Here is a 26713-nt window from a genome sequence, read left to right on the forward strand (position 1 = left end):
CCCGGTTCCCTCCGCACTCATGCTGACCGTTCCCACCGCTGCGCCAACCGCCCCTGGGCCCCGATCGAGGCGAGCAGGTGGCCGTGCCACCGCTCGTCGGCCGTGGGAAAGTCCTCCCGCCAGTGGCACCCGCGGGTCTCCTGCCGGGCGTAGCCGGCCGCGACCAGCGCCGACGCCACGGTGAGCAGGTTCGTCGCCTCCCAGTCGGCGGTCCGGGGCCGCCCACGCCGCTCGCCGAGCCCGGTCAGGGTCGCGGCGGTCTCGGTGAGCGTCTTCGCCGAGCGGAGCACCCCGGCACCCCGGGTCATCGCCCGTTGCAGCGTCGGGGTGGCCTCCGCCGGCGCCACCCAGCCGGCGCCGCCGGTCCAGGCGCCGGTCGGCGCCGGCTGGGCCTGCTCGGGCAGACCGGCGGCGATGTCCTCGGCGATCCGCCGGGAGAAGACCAGCCCCTCCAGCAGCGAGTTGCTGGCCAGCCGGTTCGCGCCGTGCACGCCGGTGCAGGCCACCTCGCCGCAGGCGTACAGGCCGGGGATGGAGGTCCGGCCGTGCAGGTCGGTACGGACCCCGCCGGAGGCGTAGTGGGCGGCCGGGGCGACCGGGATCAGATCGGTCGCCGGGTCGACCCCGATGGCCAGGCAGGAGGCGACGATGGTGGGGAACCGGCGGGCGAGGAACTCCCCACCGAGGTGCCGGGCGTCGAGGAAGACATGGTCCGCGCCGGTGGCCAGCAGCACCCGGTGGATGCCCTTGGCGACCACGTCCCGGGGGGCCAGCTCGGCCAACTCGTGCTGACCGACCATGAACCGCTTGCCGTCGGCGTCGACCAGGTGGGCGCCCTCGCCGCGCAGCGCCTCGGAGACCAGCGGTTGCTGGGCCAGACCGGCCCCGGGCACCCGGGCCCGTTCCGGCACGATCAACGCGGTCGGGTGGAACTGCACGAACTCCACGTCGGTGACGACCGCGCCGGCGCGCATCGCCAACGCCACCCCGTCGCCGGTGGAGACCGCCGGGTTGGTGGTCGCCGCGAAGACCTGCCCCATCCCGCCGGTGGCCAGCACGACCGCCCGGGACAGGATCGCGCCCACCCCGTCCTCGCTGCCCTCGCCGAGCACGTGCAGGGTGAGCCCGCAGGCCGGGCCGAGGCCGTCCGGGCCGTCGCCGGGCGCCCGGAGCAGGTCCAGCACCAGGGCGTGCTCGAACAGCCGGATCCACGGGTCCCGGCGGACCGCGGCGTGCAGCGCGCGCTGCACCTCCGCCCCGGTCGCGTCGCCGCCGGCGTGCACGATCCGGTCCGCCCGGTGACCGCCCTCCCGGGTGAGCATCAGCGAACCGTCCGGATGCCTGTCGAACTCGGCACCGATGCGCATCAGCTCCCGCAGCCGGGTCGGTCCCTCCGCCACCAGGACCCCTACCGCGGCCGGGTCGCAGAGCCCCACCCCGGCCAGCTCGGTGTCCGAGGCGTGCGCCGCCGGGGTGTCCTGCGGATCGAGTACGGCGGCGATACCGCCCTGCGCCCACCGGGTCGACCCCTCGTCCATGTCGACCTTGGTGACCACGGTGACGTGCAGTCCGGCCTCCCGCAGATGCAGGGCGGCGGTGAGGCCGGCGACCCCGGAACCGACCACGATCACGTCGGTGGTCTCCACCCAGCCGGGTGCGGGCGCGGCCAGCAGTCCGGGCAGGGTCGGCAGGTCGACGGGCGAGGAGTCCATGACCACAGTCAACCGCGCCGCGACCACGAGCGGGCCCCGGGGTCGGAGTGTGTGGTTCCGACTACCCTGTCCGAACCGGTAGACCGGCCGGGCCGGCACCCGCCAGCGAGCCGGTCGTCGTGCGGTGGCTCAGCCACAGGTAGCAACGAACCCCCCGGTCACCGGCGCGCCACCGGCCGGCGGCGGGCGGGCGGACCACCACACCGCTGCGCACCGTCAGCCGGATGTCGTCCGGCACCCCGACGTACCGGGCGAGGACGGTACGGCAGCCGGTGTAGAACGGGGCCCACTCGGCGTCCCGGGCGGGGTAGGGGCGGTCCGGGGCCGCCCACACGCCCACGTATTCGGCGTTGTGCCGTTTGTCGCAGCTCACCGGGCTCAGTGTCGAGACGCCGCCACCCCGGCCCGTGGCAGCCTGCTGGCAGCCCAGTTTCAACGGCGAGGGACCTCGTAGCGCACCGCGCAGGCTGCCGGTCCGGAGCACCGTGCCGGCTCCGGCCTCCACCGTCGTCACCTCGGTCAGGTCGCACCGGTACCAGCGGGCACCGCCCGACCAGCCGTCCGGGGAGGGGATGGCCACCCCCAGCCGCAGCCGGGCACCGCGCCACTCGTGGCCGACGTAACCGGTGGCCCGGGTGTCACAGTCGGCGAAGGCCGTACGCAGCTGCGCAGACCCGGTAGGCGGCCTCGGCCGGTCCGCCGGGAAGGTCCCCACGTGCGCCGTCTCCACCCGATGCGCCCCGGCACAGTCCACCGGCTGGTACGCCGTCAGGCTGACCACCTCGGTGAAGTCGGCCTCGTGGCAGGTGGCGGCGGCCGGGGTGAACGGTACGGGTGGGGCCAGCGCCGCCCAGTCGTCGGTCAGGTCGGCGTCCAGTCCGGAGGTGGCCGCGCAGCCGGTCAGCACGAGCGTCGCCACCACGACCACGCCCAGAACCGCCCGCGCACCGGGCAGCACCGTTCTCGCACTGCTCATCGCGGCCTCCCCAGGCACCGGCACGAGGGCGGCTCCAGAGTAACCGGTCATGACCATCCGGTGACAGACCGGAATCCGCGGCCACGCCACGCATTCCGCCCAGCCGGTACGGTCGGGCCCGGAAAGGACCGTCAGACGGGTACCGCGTAGGCGGCGCGTACCGGGTCACCGGCCATCCCCGCGACGGCGGCGGTGGGGTCGGCACCCAGCTCGATGATCCGGTTCTCCCCGTCGACGTGCACGATCCGCGGCTGGTACGACCGCGCCTCGGCGGCGTCGAACTGCCCGTACGAGATCAGGATGACCAGGTCACCGGGGTGCACCAGGTGCGCGGCGGCACCGTTGATGCCGATCACCCCGCTGCCCCGCTCGCCCGGGATAACGTACGTCTCCAGCCGGGCCCCGTTGGTGACGTCCACGATCGCGACCTGCTCGCCAGGCAGCAGGTCGGCGGCGTCGAGCAGATCCTGGTCCACCGTCACCGAACCGACGTAGTGCAGGTCGGCCTGGGTCACCGTGGCCCGGTGGATCTTCGACTTCAGCATGGTCCGCAACATGGTGGTGCCTTTCGCAGAACGAACAGGGTGGTGGTCAGGGGCGCGGCGCGAGCCGGATCGCCAGGTTGTCGATCAGCCGGACGCCACCGAGCGAAGCCGCGATCAACAGCCGGGCCTCGCCGGCCACCGGCCCCGGCTCCAGATCGGGATCGGTGAGCACCAGATAGTCCAGTTCGACGGTCGGATCGACCGCCCCGAAGGCCCGGTGCGCGGCGGCGAGCACCGCACCGGCGTCGAGACCGGCCTCGGCCGCCTCGGCACCGGCCCGCAACGTGGCGGAGAGCCCCAGCGCGGCCTGCCGCTGCGTCGGGGAGAGGTAACGGTTGCGGCTGGAGAGCGCCAGTCCGTCCGGCTCCCGTACCGTCGGCACGCCGACGATCCGTACCGGCACGTTCAGGTCCCGCACCATCCGCCGGACCACGGTCAACTGTTGGTAGTCCTTCTCCCCGAAGAAGGCCAGGTCCGCCCGGGTGAGCTGGAGCAGCTTCAGGACCACGGTGAGCACGCCCTGGAAGAAGCCCGGTCGGCTCAGCCCTTCCAGGTCCGCGCCGGGCCGCCCCGGGTCGACGCGGATCTCGGGTGCCCCGTCCGGGTACAGGTCCGGCACGGAGGGGGCGAAGACCAGGTCGACCCCGGCCCGGCGGCACACCGCCAGGTCCTCGTCGAGCGTGCGCGGGTACCTGTCGAAGTCCTCGTTCGGGCCGAACTGCAACGGGTTGACGAAGATCGTCACCAGGACGTGGTCGGCCTGCTCCCGGGCGGCCCGCAACAGTGTCTCGTGCCCGGAGTGCAGGGCGCCCATGGTCATCACCACGCCGACGGTCCCGGTCAGCCGGGCCCGGGCGGCCGCCAACTCCGCCGGAGTGTGCACCAGCTCGCTCATGCCGCCACCTGCCGTGGAGCCCGATCCGGCACGTCGAGCTGCTGCTGGGCCCGGCCCAGCACGTCGAGTTGCTGCTGGGCCCGGCCCAGCACGTCGAGCAGAGGCTCGGCGTCCCGCGGGCGCAGCCGGCCGGCGGCGATGGCCCGGTCCGCGGTCCGCCGGGCCAGCACCAGGTACGCCGGCACGGACTCGGGCGCGGTCGCCGCCAGGCGGTCCAGGTGCCGGCGGACCGTACCCGCGTCACCCCGGGAGACCGGACCGGTCAGCGCGTCGTCACCCAGACTCAGCGCGTTGGTCAGCGCGGCCCCCAACAGCGGGCCGAGGACCTTCTCCGGCTGGGCCACCCCGGCGTCGCGCAGCCGGTCGGCGGCCTCGTTGACCAGGGTGACCAGATGGTTCGCCCCGTGCGCGAGCGCCGCGTGGTAGAGCGGGCGATCCACCTCACCTACCCATTCCGGCACCCCGCCCAGGTCGGCCACGAGCCGGGCGGCCAGCACCCGCAGCCCGGCGGGGGCGGTCACCCCGTACGAGATGCCGGCGAGCCGGGACAGGTCGTCGGGAGTACCGGTGAAGGTCATCGCCGGATGCAGGGCGAGCGGACGGGCCCCGACGGCGACCGCCGGGGCGAGCACGGCCAACCCGTGCGCGCCGGAGGTGTGCGCGACCACCTGACCCGGTTGCAGCGCCCCGGCGCCGGCCAGCCCGGCGACCACCCCGGCCAGGGCGTCGTCCGGTACCGCGAGCAGCAGCAGGTCGGTGGCGGACCGGGCGACCGAGGCGGCGGTGCGGTTCGGCGTCCCGGGCAGCAACAACGCGGCGCGGGCCCGGCTGGCCCCGGCCCCACCGGAGGCGGCGACCACCCGGTGTCCGGCGGCGACAAGCGCGGCGCCCAGGACGGCGCCGACCCGGCCGGTGCCGACGACACCGACGGTCAGGCGGGAGGTGGCGGACGAGTAGGCGCCCGATGGCGCGACGGCCCCGAGCGGGGCGGCCGGGCGCGGGCGCGACGGTGCGCTCATAGCATGATCCAGTCCTCGAAGGGGGTACCGGTCGATCGCAAGTATGCTCCGCCGTGACAGACCTGAAACAAGCAGTTGTGAAAACCTTCACCACCCACCCCCATGCAAGGAAGGGCCCCTTGTTAACGCTTTCTGTATAGGAAGGGGCCCCTCCAAACCGGCGGGTGACGCGAGCGGGCGGGCGGGCGGCGCATAGGGTCGGCGGGTGACCGACGTCGGACGAGGGGACGGGTCGCCGATCCGTTGGCGGATGGCGATGAGCCGGGCGCTCTACGGCCCCAACGGCTTCTTCGTCTCCGGCACCGGTCCGGCCGACCACTTCCGTACCAGCGTGCACGCCTCCCCCGCGTTCACCTCGGCGTTGCTCCGGTTGGTCGAGCGGGTCGACGCCGCGCTCGGCCACCCCGCCCGGCTGGATGTCGTGGACGTGGGCGCGGGCCGCGGCGAACTGCTCCGGACCCTCGCCGTCCAGCTGATCGGCGCGGACAGGCACTCACCGGGCGACGCGCCCAGGACGGGCGGCAGCCCGCCCGCTGCACCGCTCGCCCGACGGCTACGCCTGACCGCCGTCGAACTCGCCCCACCCCCGGCCGAACTGCCGCCCGGCATCGACTGGGTCGATCGGGTCCCGGCCGGGATCACCGGCCTACTGGTCGCCACCGAGTGGCTCGACAACGTACCGCTCGACGTGGCCGTCCGGGTCGGTGACGGCTGGCGGTACCTCGTGGTCGACCCGGCGACCGGCACCGAGACCGTCGGTGACCTGGTCGACCCGGCCGATGCCAGCTGGCTCGCCACCTGGTGGGCCGGCACCGGTGGGCCCGTCCCTGTTCGCGGCCGACCGGACGACGGTCCGGCCCGGCCCCTGGCGCGGGACACCGGGCGGACCGGGAACAGTCCGATCGTCGGACCGCGCGCGGAGATCGGCCGGAGTCGGGACGAGGCCTGGGCCGACGCGGTACGCCGGATCGACCGGGGACTCGCCCTGGGCGTCGACTACGGGCACCTGAGCGACGACCGGCCGGCGACCGGCAGCCTGACCGGCTACCGTGCCGGGCGGCAGGTGCCACCGGTACCCGACGGGTCCTGTGACCTCACCGCCCACGTGGCGGTGGACGCCGTCGCCGCGGCCGGCGCGGCGGTCGCCGGGTCGGCGTACTCGCTGGTCAGGCAGCGTGACGCGCTGCGGGCGCTCGGGGCCGACGGCGGCCGGCCACCGCTCACCCTGGCCTCGACCGACCCGACCGGGTACGTCCGCGCGCTCGCCGCCGCCTCGGCGGTGGCCGAACTGACCGACCCGGCCGGCCTCGGCGGACACTGGTGGTGGGGTCAACCGGTCGGCATCGATCCCGACGCGGTCATGGCACGATGGCGAACATGACCACGGACACCGGTGATCTCCGCGAGCTGACCGTCGGCACCGGCGCGGGACTGGTGGCCGGCACCTCCGGTGAACAGCTCGGCACCGACATGGTGCTCAACATCGGCCCGCAGCACCCCTCCACCCACGGCGTACTCCGGCTCAGGCTGGTCCTCGACGGCGAACGGGTGATCTCCGCCGAGCCGGTCGTCGGATACATGCACCGGGGGGCCGAGAAGCTCTTCGAGGTACGCGACTACCGGCAGATCATCGTGTTGGCCAACCGGCACGACTGGCTCTCGGCGTTCTCCAACGAGTTGGGCGTGGTGCTCGCCGTCGAGCGGTTGATGGGCCTGGAGGTGCCGGAGCGGGCGGTGTGGCTGCGGATGGCCCTCGCCGAGCTCAACCGGGTGCTCAACCACCTGATGTTCCTCGGCTCGTACCCGCTGGAGATCGGGGCGATCACCCCGATGTTCTACGCGTTCCGGGAGCGGGAGACCCTCCAGGCAGCGCTTGAGGAGGTGTCCGGCGGACGGATCCACTACATGTTCAACCGGATCGGTGGGCTCAAGGAGGAGGTACCGGCCGGGTGGACGGGGCGGGCCCGCGACGCCATCGGTGTCGTCCGGCGACGTATGCCGGACCTCGACGACCTGATCCGCCGCAACGACATCTTCCTGGCCCGTACCGTCGGGGTGGGGGTGCTCTCCGCCGCCGACGCCGCCGCGTTCGGCGCCTCCGGGCCGGTGGCCCGCGCCTCCGGGCTCGACTTCGACCTGCGCCGCGACGAGCCGTACCTGGCCTACGGCGAGCTGGACGTGCCGGTGGTCACCCGCACCGCCGGCGACTGCCACGCCCGCTTCGAGGTCCTCCTCGACCAGGTGTACGCCTCACTCGACCTGGCCGAGCAGTGTCTGCACCGGGTCGACCGGCTCACCGGACCGATCAACACCCGGCTGCCGAAGGTGGTCAAGGCCCCGGAGGGGCACACCTACGCGTGGACCGAGAACCCGCTCGGCGTGAACGGGTACTACCTGGTCTCGCGCGGGGAGAAGACGCCGTGGCGACTCAAGCTGCGCACCGCCTCGTACGCGAACGTGCAGGCCCTGGCCACCCTGCTCCCGGGCGCTCTGGTGCCGGACCTGATCGCGATCCTCGGTTCGATGTTCTTCGTGGTCGGCGACATCGACAAGTAGTCCGCCGGTCAACGCCAGCGACCGCCCGACTCGTCGCCACCGGCGTAGGGGGTCGCCTGATCGCCGGGGTAGGACGTCTCGTATCCGCCGGCGTGCGGAGAACGGTCGGCGCCGGCGCGGGGAACGTCGTCGCGGGGCGGGTACCCGTAGCGCTGTTCGTCGGGACGCTGGTGCCGACTATGCCGGCTCGGCTCGGGCTCCCCAGTTGACCAGCCGCTGTCCGGCTGCCCAGCCGCCGGCCAGTCGGTCCCGGCGGCCGGCTGCCCAGCCGCCGGCCAGCTGCCGTCGGGCTGTTGTCCCGCCCACCGGTCCTCGGCCGCCGGTTGCCCCGGCGGGGCCGCCGGTCGCCACTGCTCGGGCACCGGCACGCCACCAGCCGGCAGCGCCGGGCGGCCCTCCGGCCCGGCCCGGCCGCCGCCCCACCGACCAGCACCGGCCGGACCGTACGCCCCGGCTTCGCCCTGCCGACCTGCCTGCTCCGGCCTGCCTGTCTGGCGGTGACCACCGGTGGGGCCGTACCTGACGGGCTGACCCGGATCCCCGGCCGGAGCGCCTTCCCCGGCCTGGTCACGTCGACCAGCACCGGCAGCTCCGCCGGGCTGGTCGTACCCGTCGGGTGGGACACCGTGGCGGACCTCCGCCCACTGGTCCTCCACCCGGAACCCGCCGCCGGTGCCGTCGGCGTGCATCGTCGCGCGCCGTTGGCCGACCCGCACCTCGTGGCCACCTTCGTCGGCGCGTACCTCGGTCCACCGGCTCCCGGCCTGCGCCTCCGACCAGCCTTCGGCCGCACCGTGCCCGGTGGCGCGGCCGTGCGTTCCGGAGTGCCCACGCGGATCGGCGTGCCCGTACGGATCGGCGTGCCCACGCGGGTCGGCGTGCTTGTACGGGTCGGCGTGCCCATACGGATCGGCGTGCCCATACGGATCGGCGTGACCGTACGGGTCGGGGCTGCCGGTCCACTGTTGCCCAGCGGGACGGCCGGTCCACTGTTCTTCATCCGGTCGACTGGTCGGGGCGGGACCGGGCGGGACCCGCCGCCCAGGAGGGGCAGGGTCGTCACGCCCGGCCCAGGACCGGGACCGGTCCGGACCAGCCGACCCCGGCCAGGCCTGCTGTTCCCCATCGGACCAGGACCGCCCGGCCGATCCCGGATCGGACCAGGAACGGTCCGCCCCGGGTGGGCCCGCCGGCCCAGGTCCGGAGTCGGACCACGCCCGCTGGTCGGCACCGCCCCAGCGGGCGCGCTCCTGCCGGTCCGTCCGCGAGCGGTCATCGGCGCGGGACCGGTCATCGGGCCAACCATGGTCTGGCCGGGAATGCTCCGCGGCTCCCCGCCCAGGCTCGTCGTGTGTGGTGGGCGGCGACCACGGGCGCGCGTACCGGTCATCCGTTACCGGCGCGGCGCCGGATCCGTCCAGCACGGTGTGCCGGGTGACGTGCACGGTCTCGGTGTGCCGCACCACCCCCATCTGGCGGGACGCGAAGTCGGAATGCCCGCCCGATGGCACCCCGCCCGATGCCGTCCGTCCCGCAGACCGTCCGGCCGCTTCCGATCCGGTGCCGTACCGACCCGGCGGGCCGGTCGGCTGCTCGTACGCCGGGCGGGCGGCAGCGCCGTACCGGCCGGTCGGAGCGGGTGCTGGCTCCGCGTCGTACCGCCGGTCGCTGTCGGCGGTCTCCCCCGACGCGCGCGCCCGCCCGGGCGACCCGGCCACGTCCGGGGCGGAGGATACCGGGTGCCAACCGTCCGGTTCGGCCCTCGCGGAGTCGACCGACGGGGGTGGCCAGCCCGGCGGCGTCCCGGTCGTGGCACCGTCCGGCACCTCGGCAACCGGTATCCGGGAACGGGGAACCGCCACCGGCACCTCGGGGACGGAAACCCCGGCCGCCGGCACCTCCGGAACCGACGCCCGGGCCCGCGGCACCTCCGGAACCGACGCCCGGGCCCGCGGCACCTCCGGAACCGACGCCCGGGCCCGCGGCACCTCGGGGACGGGCAACTGGGCCCGTCCGGGACCTGCCGGCTGGTCCACGGCGGGCGGGGGCGGGGAATCGTCAGTGGGGGCGGAGTCGAGCCGTCGACGCAGCTCGGCCACCGCGTCCTGGGCCCGCTGAGACTGGTCGAGGGCCTGGTTGCCCCGCTGGGCGGCGGCGACGATCTCGCCGCGCAAATCCCGACGGAGTTCCTCGATCTCCTCGTACACCCCGTCCGCATCGGTGCCGTCCTCCGGCCGCAGCGCGATCGACAGACCGATCAGCACGACCGAGGCGATGGCCAGTACCGCCGCGAACCGCAGTGGTCCGTTGCTGTCGGCGATCAGCAGTGTCAACGCCGCTACCGGCGCAAACGCCACGCCGGTCCAGAAGAGCACGGTCAACAACGACGGGGTACGCCGATCGGCGGTGGGAACCGTGGCGGGCATGGGTGTGCAGCCTACCCAGCGGGTCCCGGGCAACGGAACAGTGGTGGACAACCCGGTAGGAACGGGGCGGACGCCGGAAACCGCCGGTTCAGGGGCCGGCCGGGCCAACAGACGAACGGTGCGGGACCCCGGATCGGGGTCCCGCACCGTTCGCAGCGCTCTGGTCGGTCAGCCCTGGGCGTAGGCGCCGTCGGAGGAGAAGATCAGACCCACACTGATGGTGCCGGTCCGCAACCCGGTCTTGGTCAGCGGACCGCCCTGGTCCAGCGACGAGAACGAGCCCACGGCGAGCCCGTACGTCTTCTCCAGGCCCGGCTTGCAGAAGGGCCGCTCCTGGCACTCCGGCGGACCGCCGAGCACCGTCGCGTTACCCGAGCACTTGTCGGCCAGGTCGGAGAGGGTACGGACGCCGTACTTGTCGGCGAAGGCCTGAGTGACGGCGAAGGCGTTCTGGTTCTGTGCCGCCGAGGCCGCCCCGAAGGTGAGGCCGTTGCGCTCGCCGAGGCCCTTGAGCGCCTCGACGGTCTTCTCCACCTCCGGGGAGGAGACCGGCTGCGCGTCCTTGTTGAGCTTGGCGTTCAGGAACTCGGCCATGGTGGCGGCGTACTCCGGCACCACCTGGATCTCACCCTTGGCCAGGGCCGGCTCGTAGAGCTCCCGGTTGCCGATGGTCTGCACCGTGACGTCGTACCCGGCCTCGGTGAGCACGATCCGGTAGAGCTCGCCGAGCGTCTGGCTCTCGGCGAAGTTGCCGGCGCCGACCACGATCTTGCCGCCGGGGCCCTTGGCGATGCCGTTGGTCAGTCCGTTGCCACCGGCGAACTCCTCGGCGGCCACCTTCGAGGACTTCCGGTCCACGTCGACGGCCTTGTTCAGCTGGATCAGCTTCTCGGTGTCGAGCGCCGTGGAGACCTTGTCCAGTGCCGCGATGAGCTGCGGATCGGCCGCCTCGGCGTTGACCGCGGGGAGGATGTTGTCGGCGTTCTGCAGCTTCTTGTCGTCCTCCAACGCCACCAGCTGGTCACCGGCGACCGGCGCGCAACCGGCCCCCGACGCCTCCTGCTGCGGGGCCTCGGTGCCGGAGGAACCGGCGTCACCGCAGCCGGTGAGCAGGCCTGCCGCGGCGAGAGCACCCACCGCGCCGATGGCCAGCCGTGTACGAGCGCGCATGATGCCCGCCTTCCGTGTCCCGGCGCGGCCCTACCGGGCCGGCCGCGTGTCCGACGGGCGAACTGAACCGGCCGCCCGTGCTCTCCAGCCAACATCCTCACGTACGGGTCCGACAAACCCAGGCGACGTTTGTCACCGGATCGTCACCGAGAAGCAGCCCCGCGGGTGCCGCCGGTCAGTTGCCGGCGATCGCGTTGCCGGCCCGACGGTTGGCCCGACGCCTCGCCGGTCGCAGCGGACGCGGGGTCACCAGCCGCTCGATCAGGGCCAGCACCAACTCGGCCAGGAGCGCGAGCCCGGCCACCAGGAGGCCGCCGGCCAGGATCTGGCCTCCACCGCTGGCGATGCTCAGCCCGAACCCGGCGCGGATGATCTCCCCCAGCCCGCCACCGTTGACGAACGTGGCCAGCGCGGCGGTGGCGATCACCTGGACCGTCGCGGTACGGAAACCGGCCGCCAGGTACGGCACCGCGAGCGGCAACTCGACCCGGCGCAGCACCTGCCCACCGGAGAGCCCCATGCCACGCGCCGCGTCGCGGGTCTCCGGATCGACCTGACGGACCCCGGTGTACGCGTTGGCCAGCAGCGGAGGAACCGCGAAGACGGCCAGCGCCACCACCACCGCGGGTCGGCCGAAACCCAGGAAGGTAAGCGGCAGGATGGTCAGCAGCGCGAGGGTGGGCACGGCGAGCGTGACGTTGGAGACCAGCACGACCAGGCCGCCGCCGCGGCCGGTGTGCCCGAGCCAGAGCCCGAGCGGCCAGGCCAGCAGACAGCCCAGGGCCACCGCCGTCGCGGACATGCTCAGGTGCTCGCCGAGCCGGTCCAGGATCCCGCCCGGGTTGGTCCAGTTCAGCGGGTCGTTGAGCCAGCGGACCGCCTGCTCGACGGCGCTCACCGGGCCCGCCTCGTCACCCAGGGGGTGAGCAGTCGTCCCGCCCCGGCCAGCAGCAGATCGGCCAGCAGGGCCAACAGCACGCAGAGCAGCGTACCGGTCATGATCTGGGCCTTGTAGAAGTTGTTCTGGAAGCCGGCGAAGATCAGCTGACCGAGCCCACCGCGCCCCACCACCACCCCCACCGTGACCAGCGCCACCGTCGACACCGTGGCCAGCCGGAGCCCGGTGAGGATGCCCGGCAGCGCCAGCGGCAGGTCGATCCGGAACAACCGCCCCCACCGGCCGTACCCCATGCCCTCGGCCGCCTCGCGGACCTCCGGCGGCACCTGGTTCAGACCGGCCACCGCGTTGCGCACGATGACCAGCAGCGCGTACAGCACCACCACGCTGAGCACCGTGACCGCGCCGATGCCGAGGTACGGCGCGAGGAACGCGAAGAGGGCCAGCGAGGGGATCGTGTAGAGCACCCCGGTCAGCGCGACGATCGGCCCGGCCAGCGGCCGGAACCAGTACGCGGCGACGGCGAGCGGCAGGCCGACCAGAGCGGCGATCAGCACCGCGCGGACCGTCAGCCAGGCGTGGTCACCCACCGCGGCGAGGATCGTGTCAGAGTTGTCCCGCACATACTGCCAGGAGAACCACGGGTTACCCGGGTCGGCCCGGTAGCTCAGGCGGAGGGACATACGTGGACGGTACCGTGAAGACCGCAGCCGACGCCGACCCGGATCGGGCCGGGCGGACCTCTGCGGCCTCGATCAGCCTGCACGGGATCCGCAAGCGTTACCCGGACGGCACCGAGGCGGTCCGGGAGCTGAGCCTGGAGATCGCCGCCGGTGAGCTGGTGGTGCTGATCGGCCCCTCGGGCTGCGGCAAGTCGACGGTACTACGGATGATCAACCGGCTGATCGAGCCGACCGGCGGGCGGATCCTGCTCGGCGACACCGACGTCACCCACGCGGACCCGGTCGAGCTGCGCCGCCGGATCGGCTACGTGATCCAGAACGTGGGGCTCTTCCCGCACCAGACGGTGAGCGCCAACGTCGGCACCGTTCCCCGACTGCAGGGCTGGTCCCGCGACCGGGTCCGCCGGCGCGTCGAGGAACTGCTCGACATCGTCGGTCTGGACCCGGCCCAGTTCGGTCGCCGCTACCCGCACGAACTCTCCGGCGGTCAGCGGCAGCGGGTCGGGGTGGCCCGGGCGCTCGCCGCCGATCCGGTCGTGCTGCTGATGGACGAGCCGTTCTCGGCCGTCGACCCGATCGTGCGGACCCGGCTGCAGGAGGAGTTCCTCCGGTTGCAGGCCGAGGTGCGCAAGACCATCGTGCTGGTCACCCACGACCTGGACGAGGCGGTCCGGCTCGGTGACCGGATCGCGGTGCTCTCCGAGGGCGGCCGGCTGGAACAGTACGACAGCCCGGCGGTACTGCTCGGGGCGCCCGCCACGCCCTTCGTCCGGGAGTTCGTCGGTGCCGACCGCGGGATCCGCCGGTTGGCCGTGACCCCGGTCGGCGCCGACGCGCTCGACCCGGTGCCGGCCGACGAGGTCGACCTGCCCCACGTCGCGCTCGGCACCTCGGCGTACGACGCGCTGGCCGTCATGCTCTCCTCGGCCGTGGACCGGGTGCTGGTCGACGCCGACGGTCGACCCGTCGGGGTGCTCACCCGGCACCGGCTGCTCTCCCTCGGCCAACCGACGACCTGACCCGTGCCGACAGGGCGGCCACCCCGTCCGCCCTCCTGCTCACGCCCGACCGCCGAGGCTCGCGGCCCCGACGATCCAGCCGGCGAAGACGCCGTACGTGGCACCCGTGCCGACCGCCTGGAACGCGGTCATCAGCGACGCGTCCGTGCCGAGCAGCGAGCCGAGCAACGCGGCGAAGGCCCCGGCCAGGACGTACGCCGCCCAGCCGGAGAAGAACTGGCTGAGTCCGCCGGGCGCCCGGGCGGTCTGGGCCGCCGGCAGCAGGTAGAGGAAGAGGGCGGCCAGCACGACCACCAGGATGGCCCGTAGGTCACCCGGGGCCATTCCCGGTACCTCGTCGAACCCGAACTGCCAGGACGGCCAGGCGAGCAGCCGCATGAACCAGCCACCGGCCCCGCTCGGATCGGTGTTCGCCTCGGCCCAGTCCGCGTACGCCGGGCTGCCGCAGACCGCGACGAGCAGCAGCGCGGCGAACGTGCCCGGACCCGCCGCGGTGCCGTGACCCCGGGCGGTCCCGGTCCCGTTGGTGACAGCCATGGTTGATCAGTTCCCGGACCACCCCGGCGGGCAAACCCGCTGGCCAGGCCAACGTGAAAGGCGGTCGGGTATCAGTGCTTCATCAGGTAGTCGATGAAGGCGGCCCGCAGCAGGGGAGCATGCTCCTCGTACCCGTGACCGGTCAGTTCCCGCCACAGGGCGGCGGCCTCGTCGATGGTCGGCCCGACCGAGTTCGGCGCACCGTCGAGTGCCGCGGCCTCGTCGGCGTTGGGCAGGTGACGCAGCACCGACCAGAAGAAGCCGACGTCGCGACGTTCCCGGGCGAGCGCGAACGCCTGTTCCCGAAGCTCCTCAGTGGAGAGCGCGTCGAGTTCTTCGAAGGTGCGTCCCGCGCCGCCGACGTCCGGTGTCTCGGTCATGGCACCGAGCCTAACCGGCGAGATCATCGTCCGCTCGGTGGACGCGACGGGAGAACTCAACCGTCGTCGGTCTCCCAGCGTCGGGGCCCGGACCCCCAGTCCGGCGTGGTCCACGGGTCGACCGGGCGACGTACCGGCTCGGTCGGCAGCGCCGGGGACCATGAGTTGACCGGCCGGGTTCGCGGCACCGACCAGCCCGAACTGATCGCCCCGTCGCCGCTGGTCGGGCTCTCCGCCCCGTCCGCGTCCGCCGCCCGGGGCCGTCCGTACGTCTCGACCAGGCGGGTGACCAGGAGCCCGACCGCCAGCACGGTGCCACCCACCGCCCACCGGTTGACCGCCCAGCCCCGCGCCTGGACCCAGGCCAGGAAGAGCGCCACCAGGCTGACCGCCAGCAGGGTCCCGAAGATGCCGCCGCGCCGACCGTAGGCGCTGGTGCCGGCGAGCATCGCCGTGCCGACCGCCAACACGGTGAGGTCGAGGCCGTTGACCGGGGCCAGCGGCGCGGTCGCGTCGGCGGCGAGAAGCACCCCGGCCAGCACGGCCAGCACGGTGGAGGCCACGAGCGAGAGCCCGGTCACCACCGCCGCCGCGATGCCCTGCCGACCGGCCGGGTCACCGCCCGGCCGGGTCCGTCCGACGAGCCGGCGAACCGACCGGATCGCCCCGAACGCCCCACCGAGGACCGCCAACGCGGCGAACCCGGCGAACAGGTACAGGGCGTTGCGGCGGGGGTCGTGTTCACCCTGCGCCAGGACCGGCGCCGTCCGCTGTTCGATGTACCCGATCACACCGGCCGCACCGGCCAGGCTCGCCGCCCAACCCGGCACCCGCAGCACCACCACGGCTAGGGCCAGCACCAGCCCGCCGAGCACGGCCGCCACCGTCGCCGGACCGAGCGCTGCCGGAACCCCGCGTTCACCCTGCTCGGCGAAGTGCAGCGCGGCGGCGACCGCCACCGGGCCGATCGCCAGGTTGACCGCCGAGGTCCGCAGGCTCAGCTCGGCGGCGAGGGTCAGCAGCCCGAGCGCCACCAGGTCGATCAGCAGGGACCGCAGGCCACTCCCGCTCAGCGCCGCCGGCTGCGCCTGCCAGAGCAGGTACGCCAGCACCGCCGCACCGACCAGCAGCACCGCCTCCCAGCCGAGATGTACGGCGACGCGGTCCGGACCAGGCTCGTCAGGTAGCTGGTCGTCGAGGGCCACCCAGGGCCCGGCTCCGTCCGACGGCGGTTCTCGACGGCCCGTTTCGTCGTAACCCATGACGCGCCTCCCACGGTGGCCGGTGGTCCGCCAGCTCTGACGCGGCAGGCCGTCGGCGGCCGGTGCTTCTGCGCTCGCCAGGCGACGGTACCCGGGCGCCGGGCCGGGTGTAACCCCTGTCGATCAACGGGCCCCCGGTCGCCCCTCCCGTTCGCCGTCGGTGCGGTCGTCGTCGGGCCGCTCGGGCACCCGGCAGGAGCGTTCCAGCCAGAGGGCCGCCCCGACCAACGCGAGCGAGGCGAGCAGGCCCGCACCTGCGGCGGGCCGGTCGGCGATGGCGGCGTTGGTGCGCTCGACGAACAACCAGCCGGTCACCCCCGCGTAGCCACCGGCGAAGATCGCGCCGGCCAGGGCGGAGGCCTTGGCGAGCACCACGAACCGGGCCACCAGCAGTGGATCGACCGGCTCCCGGCCGGGCTTGCGCTCGATGCGCGCCCGGGTGTTCAACCCGGCGTACCCCTCGATCACGGCCAGGGCGGCCAGGGTGAGCACCGGCAGCCAGGGCAACTCCGGCAGCGCCCGGTAGTAGAGGCCACTGATCAGCAACCAGGCGACCGCCGCGGCGGCGAGCCCGGCCACCACCAGGGTGGAGATCCTGGTGGGTCCCATCCTCGACCGGTCCGGGTCGTTCCTGCCCGGCGGTGGGGGCTGTGCTGTCATGCCGACCGGCTCCACTGGGTCATGCCGTCGACTCTATCGCCAGATCGGGGCGGGGACGCAGCGCGAGCGCGTCCTCGGCGGCCGGGCCGGTGTTCAACAGGTCGGTCAGCCAGCCGTGCCCGACCAGCCGTCCGTACGGCTGGATGTCGATCCACGGTCGCAGCACGAAGGCCCGCAGGTGCGCCCGGGGGTGCGGCAGGGTCAGCTCGGGGTCGTCGCTGACCACCGGCTCGTCGTCGGGCCCCCAGACGGTCACGACGTCGACGTCGAGGGTGCGGGGGCCGAACCGGCGGGCCGGATCGCGGGTCCGCCCGGCGGCGTTCTCGGCCGCCCGGGCCAGCTCCAGCCAGTCGCGTGGGCCGGCGGCGGGATCGACGGCGAGCAGCACCGCGTTGAGGTACGCCGGCTGGTCGACATCCCCCCACGGTGGAGTCTCGTACACCCCGGAGGTAAGCAGCACGCGGTCGGCGAAGGTCTCCACCGCGGTGCGCAGGTGCCCGAGGCGGTCACCGAGGTTGCTGCCCAGCGACAGCACCGCCCGGGTCACCGGGTACGCCCGCGGGACATCGTCACGGCCACGTCGGTGAAGGTGTGCGGCACCGGCGCCTCCGGCTTGTGCACGGTGACCGTGGCGGTGGTCACCCGGGGGTCGGTCAGGCAGACGTCGAGCAGCCGGTCGGCGAGGGTCTCGATCAGGTTGACCGGTTCACCGCTGATCACCTCGACCAGCCGCTGCGCCAGCTCGCCGTAGTGAACGGTGTCGGTCACGTCGTCGCTGGCGGCGGCCGGGCGGAGGTCCAGGCGCAGCTCCGCGTCGACCACGAAGTCCTGCCCCTGGGCGCGTTCGAAGTCGTACACCCCGTGCCGGCCGCGCGCCCGCAGCCCGGAGAGGGTGATGGTGCCGGTCACGGCGCTCCTCGCTGCTCGGTGCTCGGTGCCAGTCGGGGACGGCCGCTGGCCTGCCAGACCGCCAGGGCGTCCACGGTGTCGCGCACGTCGTGCACCCGTACCCCCCACGCGCCGGCGGCCACGGCGAGCACGCTGGTGGCCACCGTCGCCGCGGCCCGGCCGGCAGTGGGCCGGTCCCGGCCGTCCGGACCGGCGAGCAACCGCCCGAGGTACGACTTGCGGCTCGCCCCGAACAACAGCGGGAACCCGAGGTCGAGCAGTTCCGGCAGGCGGGCGGTGAGCGCCCAGTTGTGTGCGGCGGTCTTGGCGAAGCCGAGCCCCGGATCGACCACGATCCGGTCGGCGGCCACCCCGGCCCGCAGTGCCTCGTCGATCCGCTGGCCCAGCTCGGCGCGGACGTCGCCGACCACGTCGACGTAGCTGGCCAGCTCGGCCATCCGCTGCGCGTGCCCCCGCCAGTGCATCAACACCCAGGGGCAGCCGGCGGCGGCGACCACCCGGGCCATCGCCGGGTCGGCCAACCCGCCCGAGACGTCGTTGACCAGGTCCGCGCCGGCGGCGAGTGCCGCCTCGGCCACCCGGGCGCGGGTGGTGTCGATGCTGGTCGGCACGCCTGCGGCGGCGAGCTCCCGGATCACCGGCAGCACCCGGGCCGCCTCGGTGTCGGCATCCACCCGGTCGGCCCCCGGACGGGTCGACTCCCCACCGACGTCCACCAGGTGCGCCCCGTCGTCCCGGAGCCGCACACCGTGTGCGACGGCGGCGGCCAGGTCCGCGTATCGACCGCCGTCGGAGAAGGAGTCGGGGGTGACGTTGAGGACGCCCATCACCACCGGGGTCCGCGCCCGTACCAGATCGGTCACGACTTGACGGTACCGGTCGCGCCGACCGACTCCGACGGCCCGGGTGGTAACCGACAGGAACGCGTCTGACGTGCCGTTTAGCACAGGTGTACTATCGGTCGTCCGCGCCCGATCGGGTCGCCTCTTCGCGGCTTGTCGCAAAGCAGGGCGGGCCGTACGCTTTGGAATTGCCCAGCATCGAGACGGCGAAGCCCGGAGGGAGGGCTGAAGCGGGAGCAAACCGCCCAAACTTCACCACTCTCCGTGGTGAGCCACCAACACAGGGTCCGAGCACCGTCCCCTGTGCCCAGTGAGCAATGTTCCCGCCCGGCACACCTACCGCACCGCCGCGGCACGCCGGCCGCGATTTGGGGAGGTTCCAATGATCGCCATCGAGCTCCTGGAGACGACGTCTTCCGGCGTCGCCCAGACGCTCCACGCCCTGGCGTCGACTCCACTCGCCGAGCCGGCGCCCAAGGGCATCGACACCGAGGGTGTCGTCACCTTCTTCGCCAGCAAGATCGCACCCATTCTGCTCGCCGTGCTCGGTGTCATCTTCATCGGGCGAGCCAGCCGGGGTGAGATCTCCAAGGTGCTCACCAGTTCGGCGATCGCGATCGTCGGGCTCGCCTTCATCGCCGGAGCCGCCACGCTCTTCTTCGTCGGTGACTACCTGATCGATCTGATCTTCGAGTAGGCGCGGTCACAGATGCGGCTGCGCACCGACGACGACATCTACCGGGCTCGCCTGGTCTACCTCGGCCCGCCCGGCTACACCCTTCCCGTCCACCTGCCATACGCCCAGTACGGCGTCTTCATGCTGCTCGTACCCCTCTACATGTTCATCCACTGGTTGTTCACCTTCACCGTCGAGATCTTCCCGGCCTGGGAGATCGCGCTCGCGATCGTGACCACCTCGTTCATCTTCCGGTACGTCGATCCGGACCGGCCGGCGCGAATGGTGATCCGTACCGCGCTGACCGACTGGCGACGGACCCGGGAGCCGGCCGCCGAGCAGCGCGATCCGCGCCTGGTCGGGAGCCGGATCAGGATCCGGGAGGAGCTGGCATGACCGGGCGTACACCGTTCGGGTGGTCGAACGAAGCGGGTGGGACAGTCGCATGAATCGCCCCTCCACGCCGGGATACCCGGCCGGCCACCGCGCCGCACCGAGCGGTAACCGAGCGCGTTCGTTCGACTACCCCCAGGACGAGTCGGTCGGCGACGACCCCGCCGGAGATCCGGCGCTGACGACCGGTCCCGGGCAGGGTGGGGTCGGCGTCTTCCAGGCTCCCCGACCGACCCCGCACCGTCCGCCCCGCACCCCGGTCGAGGCGGCCTCGACGGTCGGCGACGCGGACATCGACTCCCCCTTCCTCGACCTCTTCGGTGCCACCCGTCCCCGGGTCAACCGGCCCGCCATCGCCGCCGGCCCGGGACGGGTCGTCGACCGCGAGCACCCCCGGACCATTCCGCATCAGGTGACCGCGCCGGTTCCGACCCGGCCCGCCTCCCGCCCGCCGCTGACCGACCAGGCTCCACCACCGGACGTTGCGGCACCCGTCCCGCCGTCGCCGAGCCCTGCCGGGCCGCCGCCCAGCCCCAGCCCCAGCCCCCGGGTGCCACACCAGGTCGGAGACCGCCTGCCCACCCTCCGCCAGACCACCGGCGCCGAACTGGACCGGACCGAGACCGAGACCGACGTCAGCCGGGCCGTCTTCCCACCCGAGTCGACCCGGCAGTCCACCGGTGCCCGGCCCGCCCCGGCCGGGGACCGGGCCGGTGGCCAGCCCGACCCGCACCCGCTCACCGCGATTCGCGACCTGCCTCGCCCGCCCGAGCCCGAACCGCCGGTCCAGGCCCGGCCGGAGCGGGTGGCGCCGATCGAGGCAGCGTCGCCGGCCACTCGCGATACGCCCGCCCAGCGGCGGACGGATCGGCCGGTCAAGCCCCGCCGACTCAAACCACCAAAGATCAAGTTCGGGGACCGGGACCCGTCGGTCGAGCTGGCGATCACCGAGATCGCCGGTCACCTCACCTTCACCCCGAACACCGTCACCGCCTGGTACTGGCTGCCCGAGGTCCGGTGGGCATTCCGGCCCGACGCCGAGCGCGAGGCGCTGCTCTCCGCGATCTCCGAGCAGTACGCCGGACTCGCCGGCTTCCGGCTGCACCTACGCCGCACCACCCGGCCGTTCCCCGCCGACGAGTGGGCCCGCACCATCGACACCCACACGGCGGCGCCACTGCCCGACGTGCCGGGCACCGCCGGTTGGGCCGACCACCTGGTGGCCGCCCAGCGGCACCTGCTCTCGGTCAACCACGCCGAGGGCCAGACCTACCTCGGGGTCACCTTCGCCCGCCGGTCACTCGGCGACTCTCTCTCCGAACGGGTGCTGCGCACCTTCGGCCGGGGCGTCGCCGAAGGTGAACGACGTCGACTTGGCCGTACCGTCGAGCAGTTCGACGAGGTGCTGGGTGCGTTCGGCATGCGCGGCCGGCGGGTCACCTCCCAGGAGTTGGAGTGGCTGCTCTACCGCTCGGTGGCGCTCTGCATGGCGCCGCCCGGCGTCCTCTCCCCCGTCGCCGACGGCCGGTGGGAGCGGGGCGACCTGCTCGCCCTCACCGAACAGGTCGAGCGCTACCGCACCCCGTACGGCTCGACAGTCAAGCTGGTCAACCGGATGACCGGCGAGGAACGGCACGTGGCCGTGCTCGCCGTGGGCCGGATGGAACCGCTGGAGATCCCCGAACGGCACGAGCCATGGCTGCACTTCCACGAGCGGCTGCCCTGGCCGATGGAGATCTCCACCCGGGTCGACATCCTCGGCTCCACCGACTCGTTCCGTAACCTGGAGCACCGGCTGCGCATGATCCGGTCCCAGCAGCTCGACTACGCCGAGCACGGCATCGACGCGCCGCCGGAGCTGGAACGGCTGGCCAAGCGGGCCCTCGTCATCGGCGACGAGATGACCACCGGCCTACCGGTCGACTCCGCGCGCGCGCACGGTTGGCACCGGATCGCCGTCGGGGGCCGCAACCGGGAGGAATGCCTGGAACGGGCCCGCCGGTTGATCCAGCTCTACGCCCGGGAGCTCCGGGTCTCCCTGCAGCACCCGAAGAACCAGGACTGGCTGGCCCGCGAGTTCATCCCCGGCGAGCCCATCGCCAACACCGGGTACGTCCGGCGGATGCCGGTCCCGTTGCTGGCCGCCGCGCTGCCCCAGGCCGCGTCCACCGTCGGCGACCGACGCGGCGACCTGATCGGCCGGACCGCCGGTACCTGCCGCCGTCCGGTCTTCCTCGATCTCCACTTCCCGATGGAGGTCCGGGAACGCTCCGGGCTCGCCGTCTTCGTCGCCGAACCAGGCGGCGGTAAGTCCACCCTGCTCGGTGCGCTCGGCTACCTGGCCGCCCGACGTGGGGTGCAGGTGACCCTCCTCGACCCGTCCGGCCCGCTGGCCCGGCTCTGTGCGATGCCCGAACTGCGGCCGTACGCCCGGGTGCTGAACCTGACCGGCTCCGAGCACGGCACGCTGGCACCGTACTCGCTCATCCCGACCCCGCTTCGCAGTGAGTTCAGCGCCGGCCCCGCGGGTGACCGGGAGTTCGAGATCGCCGTCTCCAACGCCCGGGCCGAACGCCGGATGCTCGTCCAGGACATCTGCATGATGCTGGTACCACCGCAGGTCGCCCGGGAGGCCTCCACCGCGACCCTGTTCCGGCACGCCGTACGACAGGTCCCCGCCGAGGAGACCTCCACCCTGGACGACGTGGTGGCCTGCCTCGGTCAACTCGACGACGACGCCGGCCGGGAACTGGCCAACCTGCTGCTGGACACCGCCGAGATGCCGCTGGCGATGCTCTTCTTCGGTCGACCGCCCGAAGGCCTGCTCGGCGCCGACGCGGCACTTACCGTCATCACCATGGCCGGGCTACGGCTGCCGGACCTCAAGATCGAACGAGAGTACTGGTCGGCCGAGGAGGCGTTGGCCCTGCCGATGCTGCACACCGCGCACCGACTGGCCGTACGGCGCTGTTACGGCGGCTCCATGTCGTCCCGCAAGCTGGTCGGTCTGGACGAGGCCCACTTCATGGAGGGTTGGCGATCCGGGCGTTCGTTCCTGGTCCGGCTGGCCCGGGACTCCCGCAAGTGGAACCTCGCCGCGCTGGTGGCGTCGCAGAACCCCCGCGACATTCTCGGCCTCGATGTCCAGAACCTGGTCTCCACGGTCTTCGTCGGGCGGATCGCCGAGGACGCCGAGATCGCCACCGAAGCGTTACGCCTGCTGCGGGTACCGGTCAACGACGGCTACGAGGCCACCCTCGCCTCGTTGTCGACGGCCGACGCCACCTCGGCCGCCCGGCTCGGGTTCCGGGAGTTCGTCATGCGCGACGTCGACGGTCGGGTGCAGAAGGTTCGGGTGGACGTCTCCTACGTCGACGGGCTGTTGCAGCACCTCGACACCACGCCCGCGGCGATCGCCTCGGCCACCGGAAACCTGCCGACCACCCTGTCGGACCTGGAGGCGTGACATGGTGCGGGCCCGAGCACGGATCGCGGCGCTCCTGCTCACGCTCGGCGTACTCGCGGGCGCCACGATCTCCTGGCCGTTGGTAAGCGCCACGCCAGCGTCGGCGGCACCGGTCGTCGGTGCCCAGCGGGCCGCCGCCGACCTCTGTTCCACCCAGGAGTGGCAGGCCGACTTCCGCGCCTGCGTCGGTCGACTCCAGCAGGTCGCCGAGACCGAGGTGACGTGCCGCAAACCGCCGACCCCCACGGCGCCCGACTCCGGCCTCGCCGGCTGGTTCGCCGCCCGCCCGGACTCGTCAAGAGAAACAGGCGTTCGAGGCTATTACAGCGACTACGGCTACGCCGGTTACAGCTACACGACGTACGACATCGACACCGGTTGCGCCACCGCGGTCCTGCATCCGGACTACAAGTTCACCAACACGGTGGCCAACGGCGAGTTCATGGTCGCCACCGCGATCGTCGGCGCGTCCAACGCGCTACGGGAACGCGCCTGGGACCCCGGCTCGATGTGGGGCTGGGCCGATCCACTGGTGGATCAGGCGACCAAGGCCGTCTACCAGAAGGTGTTCAGCGTCTTCGGCATCGTCACGCTCTGCGTCGTCGGGTTGTATCTGCTGTGGCGGTCCCGACAGTCGGACATGAGCAGCGCGATGACCACCGCCGGTTGGGCTTTGCTGGTCATGGTGGCCGTGACCGCCCTGGCCGCCTGGCCGGTCAAGTCCGCGAACATCGCCGACGGCACCCTGATGACGACGCTCGGCGTGGTCCACAACGCGGTCGGCCCGGCAGCGCGAGACGTACCGGCAGATAAGTGTGCTATGCCGAATCCGGAGGCATGCACCGATAAGAGGCCACCTGCGGTCCGGGCCAGTGACACATCGACCGAGTCCATGCTCTATCGCAACTGGCTGCGGGGCGTGCTCGGTTCGGCGGACAGTGAGACCGCGAAGAAGTATGGACCCGCACTCTATGATGCTAAGTCTCTAACCTGGGGTGAAGCCGAAACTTTACGTGCCAATCCCGCTTTGCGGGACACCACGATGAAAGCCAAGCAGCGGCAGTGGATGACCGTGGCCGCGCAGATCAAGACCGAGGACCCGGAGGCGTACGAGTACCTGCAGGGGGTACGGGACATGGACCGGGTCGGTGCCGGCTTCATCGCGGTCCTCGCGGCCCTGCTCTTTGCGATGTTCGACCTCACCGCCTCGGTGCTGGTGCTGCTCGGTTTCCTGATCTTCCGCTGGGCGGTCATCGCCGCGCCGATCCTCGGCACGCTCGGCCTGCTGCGTCCGGCGAGTGCCGGACTCCGGCGGCTGGGCAACGCCGTCGTGGCCGCCGTCTTCAACATCGCCATCTTCGGTACCGGTGCCGCCATCTACCTCTTCGCGGTGGATCTCATCATGAGCACCCCCACCCTGCCGGGTTGGCTCCAGGTGGTGCTGGTCTGGCTGAGCGGGGTGGTCGGTTGGCTCCTGCTGCGGCCGTACCGGCGGATCACCCAGTTGGGGGGCAAGGACAGCAGCGAGGCGGTCAGTTCGGCCGGGTCCTGGCATCGGCGGTTCTTCCGCGACATGCGGACCGCGGCCCGGTTGGACGTGGCGGAGCCCGGTGGCACCGCCGAGCCGACCGCCGGTCGCCAACGGACGGTGGTCGTCGCGCCGTCCAACGTCCGACCGGAAGCCCGCCGGGAAGACCCCGCCCACACCGGCAAGCCCGCCACCGAGCGGCAACGGCCGGACGGACGGGAGCGTCCCGACGAAGCGACCGAGCCTGCGAAGCAGCCGGATCGGCCTTCCAGGGTCGCCCCACGTCCCCGTCGACGCCAGCCCGCCAGTTGGCAGGAGCCGGACGTGCCCGAGGAGACCCCGTCGTTCGCGATCTACCGGCCCGGGTCGACCGACCGCACCCAAGCGGCCACACCCGCTCCGCGGGTGCGCTCCGAGGCTCGGTGAGGGCGATGCGCCGGGCGGTGGAGTTCATGTTCACCCGGGTGTTGCGGTCCCGGGCGGGAGCCGCACTGGTCATCGCCGTCCTCGTGCTCGGTGTGATCGCCACCGCCCGGCTGGTGGCCGGGAGCACGGATGCCACCTCGGGACTCAGCGGCGGTCCCGCCCGGCCGATCACCACCGTGGATCCCTCGGTCGGTGACGACGGCGTCATCGATGTCCCGGATCCGCCCGCGCCGGTCACCAGCCCTGGCGAGCTGACGCCGGAACAGACCGCGGACCGGTTCACCGCCATCTGGCTCGGGGGGCCTGACGTCACTGCGGACCAGTGGCAGGCGGACCTACGGCCGTTGTCGACTCCGGAGCTGACCGAGAAGCTGGCCGGAGCCGACCCGGCCGCGGTGCCAGCAGAGCGGGTAGTCGGTCGACCCACCATGCGACCCCGACACGAGTCCTTCGTCGAGCTGCTGATTCCCCTCGACTCGGGACAGCTCCGGCTTGAACTGGTGGCACCGGACGGACGGTGGCTGGTGGATGCCGTGGACTGGGAGCGGGCATGAGCGATGCGAACTGGGGTTCGGGGCAGCCGAGCCGGAACCGGCCGATTCGGCTCGGTGCCCTGAGTGCCGCCCTGACGGCGACCCTGGCCCTGCTCTGCTGCACAGGTGGCGCCGGAGCCTTCTTCCTCACCGAGCTCAGCGGTGACGCGGCGGAGGAGCGGGTGGAGAGTCAGTCGGCGTGCGGGCCGGACCACAAGGTCGATGCGACCGGCCGGATGCCGAGGTCCGCCGGCTACGGAGAGCGGCAGCTGCGCAACGCCGCCATCATCATCAAGGTCGGTCAGGACATGAAGGTGCCGGCCCGTGGCTGGGTGATCGCCATCGCCACCGCCATCCAGGAGTCCGGGTTGAAGAACTACGCGAACTCCACCGTGCCGGAGTCCCTGGCCCTGCCGCACGAGGCGGTCGGCCGGGACCACGACTCGGTGGGGTTGTTCCAGCAGCGCCCCGGTTGGGGATCGGTCAAGCAGCGGATGACCCCCTCCTACTCGGCCCGTAAGTTCTACGAGAAGCTGATCCAGGTGCCGAACTGGGAGAAGCGGTCACTTACCGATGCCGCGCAACGGGTACAGATCAGCGCCTTTCCCGACGCGTACGCGAAACACGAGGAGACGGCGAGCCGCATCGTCGATGCTCTTGCCGGTGGGGCGGCCCGCACCGTCCGGGTCGCGGACCAGGCCGTCTGCAACTCCGCCGCCCGGGGACAGATCGCCGCCTCGGGCTGGACCGCCCCGATCCCGGGCGGCGTCGGCTCCGGCTTCCGGACCAGCCAACGTCCCAGCCACAACGGGGTGGACATCGCCGCGCCCAAGGGGACGCTGATCCGTGCCGCTTCCGGCGGCCGGGTTCTCGTCTCCCGCTGCGATCCGGATCGGGCCGGTCGTCTCAGTTGTGACGTCGACGGCTGGCCCAACAAGGGCGGCTGCGGCTGGTTCGTCGACATCCTGCACGCCAACGGAAACATCACCCGCTACTGTCACCTGGTGGAGCGGCCGGAGGTCCGGGTCGACCAGCGGGTCAAGGCTGGTCAGGTGATCGGTAAGGTCGGCAGCAGCGGAAACTCCTCCGGGCCGCACCTCCACTTCGAGGTGCACGTCCGCTCCGACCGGTCCAGTGCCGGAGCCGTCGACCCGGTGCCCTTCATGCGGGAACGGGGTGCTCCGCTGAAGGGGGCGGCATGA

General features: G+C 72.8%; 24 protein-coding genes and 1 pseudogene. 9 read left to right on the forward strand and 16 right to left on the reverse strand.

Translation table 11 applies throughout. The features are described 5' to 3' along the window. Positions 1–17: 17 nt before the first annotated feature. The 5 genes and pseudogenes from GA0070617_RS27640 to GA0070617_RS27660 all read right to left on the reverse strand — a co-directional run. Positions 18–1712 (reverse strand): L-aspartate oxidase, encoded by a 1695-nt coding sequence (locus GA0070617_RS27640; RefSeq protein ID WP_091447594.1) that lies wholly within the window; start codon positions 1710–1712, stop codon positions 18–20. A 61-nt stretch (positions 1713–1773) separates the two neighbouring features. After that, entirely contained in the window at positions 1774–2688 is a 915-nt protein-coding gene (locus GA0070617_RS27645; RefSeq protein ID WP_091447597.1) for a septum formation family protein, read from the reverse strand. A 131-nt stretch (positions 2689–2819) separates the two neighbouring features. Continuing rightward, positions 2820–3245, reverse strand: a complete 426-nt coding sequence (gene panD, locus GA0070617_RS27650; RefSeq protein WP_091445022.1) for an aspartate 1-decarboxylase — start codon at positions 3243–3245, stop codon at positions 2820–2822. A 34-nt stretch (positions 3246–3279) separates the two neighbouring features. Continuing rightward, complete coding sequence (gene panC / locus GA0070617_RS27655) at positions 3280–4128, reverse strand: pantoate--beta-alanine ligase (protein ID WP_091445024.1); 849 nt, start codon at positions 4126–4128, stop codon at positions 3280–3282. 80 nt (positions 4129–4208) lie between these two features. Beyond that, a pseudogene (locus tag GA0070617_RS27660) lies at positions 4209–5147 on the reverse strand (Rossmann-like and DUF2520 domain-containing protein); the annotation flags it as partial. A gap of 256 nt (positions 5148–5403) precedes the next feature. On the opposite strand from GA0070617_RS27660, the gene GA0070617_RS27665 reads away from it, so the two are divergent. Together GA0070617_RS27665 and GA0070617_RS27670 are read left to right on the forward strand one after the other, a co-directional pair. Then, positions 5404–6528 (forward strand): SAM-dependent methyltransferase, encoded by a 1125-nt coding sequence (locus GA0070617_RS27665; protein WP_280519285.1) that lies wholly within the window; start codon positions 5404–5406, stop codon positions 6526–6528. Continuing rightward, positions 6516–7703, forward strand: a complete 1188-nt coding sequence (locus GA0070617_RS27670; RefSeq protein WP_175440685.1) for an NADH-quinone oxidoreductase subunit D — start codon at positions 6516–6518, stop codon at positions 7701–7703. Before GA0070617_RS27665 ends, GA0070617_RS27670 begins: the two co-directional genes overlap by 13 nt. An 8-nt stretch (positions 7704–7711) precedes the next feature. On the opposite strand, the gene GA0070617_RS27675 is transcribed toward GA0070617_RS27670, so the two are convergent. The 4 genes from GA0070617_RS27675 to GA0070617_RS27690 form a co-directional block, all read right to left on the reverse strand. Beyond that, positions 7712–10129: a hypothetical protein gene (locus GA0070617_RS27675; protein ID WP_091445033.1), complete on the reverse strand. Its 2418-nt coding sequence runs from the start codon at positions 10127–10129 to the stop codon at positions 7712–7714. A gap of 168 nt (positions 10130–10297) precedes the next feature. Further along, entirely contained in the window at positions 10298–11299 is a 1002-nt protein-coding gene (locus GA0070617_RS27680) for a glycine betaine ABC transporter substrate-binding protein (protein WP_091445035.1), read from the reverse strand. A 175-nt stretch (positions 11300–11474) separates the two neighbouring features. Continuing rightward, positions 11475–12197: an ABC transporter permease gene (locus tag GA0070617_RS27685; RefSeq protein WP_091445037.1), complete on the reverse strand. Its 723-nt coding sequence runs from the start codon at positions 12195–12197 to the stop codon at positions 11475–11477. After that, positions 12194–12880 (reverse strand): ABC transporter permease, encoded by a 687-nt coding sequence (locus GA0070617_RS27690; RefSeq protein ID WP_091445040.1) that lies wholly within the window; start codon positions 12878–12880, stop codon positions 12194–12196. The genes GA0070617_RS27685 and GA0070617_RS27690 overlap by 4 nt, the downstream gene beginning before the upstream one ends. A 2-nt stretch (positions 12881–12882) precedes the next feature. Between GA0070617_RS27690 and GA0070617_RS27695 the strand changes: the two genes are divergently transcribed. Further along, entirely contained in the window at positions 12883–13899 is a 1017-nt protein-coding gene (locus tag GA0070617_RS27695) for an ABC transporter ATP-binding protein (protein ID WP_229688655.1), read from the forward strand. Positions 13900–13938: 39 nt separating this feature from the next. Here the strand turns inward: GA0070617_RS27695 and GA0070617_RS27700 are convergent, their stop codons facing one another. From GA0070617_RS27700 to folP, 7 genes are all read right to left on the reverse strand, one after another. Beyond that, on the reverse strand, positions 13939–14436 hold the full coding sequence (locus GA0070617_RS27700) for a hypothetical protein (protein ID WP_091445042.1): 498 nt from the start codon (positions 14434–14436) through the stop codon (positions 13939–13941). 71 nt (positions 14437–14507) lie between these two features. Further along, on the reverse strand, positions 14508–14816 hold the full coding sequence (locus GA0070617_RS27705; protein WP_091445045.1) for a hypothetical protein: 309 nt from the start codon (positions 14814–14816) through the stop codon (positions 14508–14510). Between the two features lie 56 nt (positions 14817–14872). Then, entirely contained in the window at positions 14873–16078 is a 1206-nt protein-coding gene (locus GA0070617_RS27710) for an ABC transporter permease (protein WP_091445047.1), read from the reverse strand. 123 nt (positions 16079–16201) lie between these two features. Beyond that, on the reverse strand, positions 16202–16687 hold the full coding sequence (locus GA0070617_RS27715; RefSeq protein WP_373868442.1) for a DUF3180 domain-containing protein: 486 nt from the start codon (positions 16685–16687) through the stop codon (positions 16202–16204). A gap of 70 nt (positions 16688–16757) precedes the next feature. Continuing rightward, on the reverse strand, positions 16758–17285 hold the full coding sequence (gene folK, locus GA0070617_RS27720) for a 2-amino-4-hydroxy-6-hydroxymethyldihydropteridine diphosphokinase (RefSeq protein ID WP_091445049.1): 528 nt from the start codon (positions 17283–17285) through the stop codon (positions 16758–16760). After that, a complete protein-coding gene (gene folB / locus GA0070617_RS27725) occupies positions 17282–17647 on the reverse strand; it encodes a dihydroneopterin aldolase (RefSeq protein ID WP_091445051.1) in 366 nt (121 codons plus the stop codon). Before folB ends, folK begins: the two co-directional genes overlap by 4 nt. Continuing rightward, entirely contained in the window at positions 17644–18510 is an 867-nt protein-coding gene (gene folP, locus GA0070617_RS27730; RefSeq protein ID WP_091445054.1) for a dihydropteroate synthase, read from the reverse strand. Before folP ends, folB begins: the two co-directional genes overlap by 4 nt. Before the next feature lie 361 nt (positions 18511–18871). Between folP and GA0070617_RS27735 the strand changes: the two genes are divergently transcribed. Genes GA0070617_RS27735 through GA0070617_RS27760 form a run of 6 tightly spaced genes read left to right on the forward strand, consistent with a single transcriptional unit; the run spans position 18872 to position 26713 of the window. Further along, positions 18872–19186 carry a hypothetical protein gene (locus GA0070617_RS27735; protein ID WP_091445056.1) on the forward strand — a complete coding sequence of 105 codons (315 nt, stop codon included), beginning with the start codon at positions 18872–18874 and terminating at the stop codon, positions 19184–19186. A gap of 12 nt (positions 19187–19198) precedes the next feature. Continuing rightward, positions 19199–19561, forward strand: coding sequence for a hypothetical protein (locus tag GA0070617_RS27740; protein WP_091445058.1), 363 nt, complete (start codon positions 19199–19201; stop codon positions 19559–19561). Between the two features lie 49 nt (positions 19562–19610). Then, positions 19611–23024 carry an ATP-binding protein gene (locus tag GA0070617_RS27745; protein WP_091445060.1) on the forward strand — a complete coding sequence of 1138 codons (3414 nt, stop codon included), beginning with the start codon at positions 19611–19613 and terminating at the stop codon, positions 23022–23024. A 1-nt stretch (position 23025) separates the two neighbouring features. Continuing rightward, positions 23026–24978 (forward strand): hypothetical protein, encoded by a 1953-nt coding sequence (locus GA0070617_RS27750; RefSeq protein WP_091445063.1) that lies wholly within the window; start codon positions 23026–23028, stop codon positions 24976–24978. Beyond that, positions 24975–25532, forward strand: a complete 558-nt coding sequence (locus GA0070617_RS27755) for a hypothetical protein (RefSeq protein WP_091445065.1) — start codon at positions 24975–24977, stop codon at positions 25530–25532. The genes GA0070617_RS27750 and GA0070617_RS27755 overlap by 4 nt, the downstream gene beginning before the upstream one ends. Then, positions 25529–26713 carry a M23 family metallopeptidase gene (locus tag GA0070617_RS27760; RefSeq protein ID WP_091445067.1) on the forward strand — a complete coding sequence of 395 codons (1185 nt, stop codon included), beginning with the start codon at positions 25529–25531 and terminating at the stop codon, positions 26711–26713. The genes GA0070617_RS27755 and GA0070617_RS27760 overlap by 4 nt, the downstream gene beginning before the upstream one ends.

The sequence above is a fragment of the Micromonospora yangpuensis genome (assembly GCF_900091615.1).
In the GTDB taxonomy this organism is placed as follows: domain Bacteria; phylum Actinomycetota; class Actinomycetes; order Mycobacteriales; family Micromonosporaceae; genus Micromonospora; species Micromonospora yangpuensis.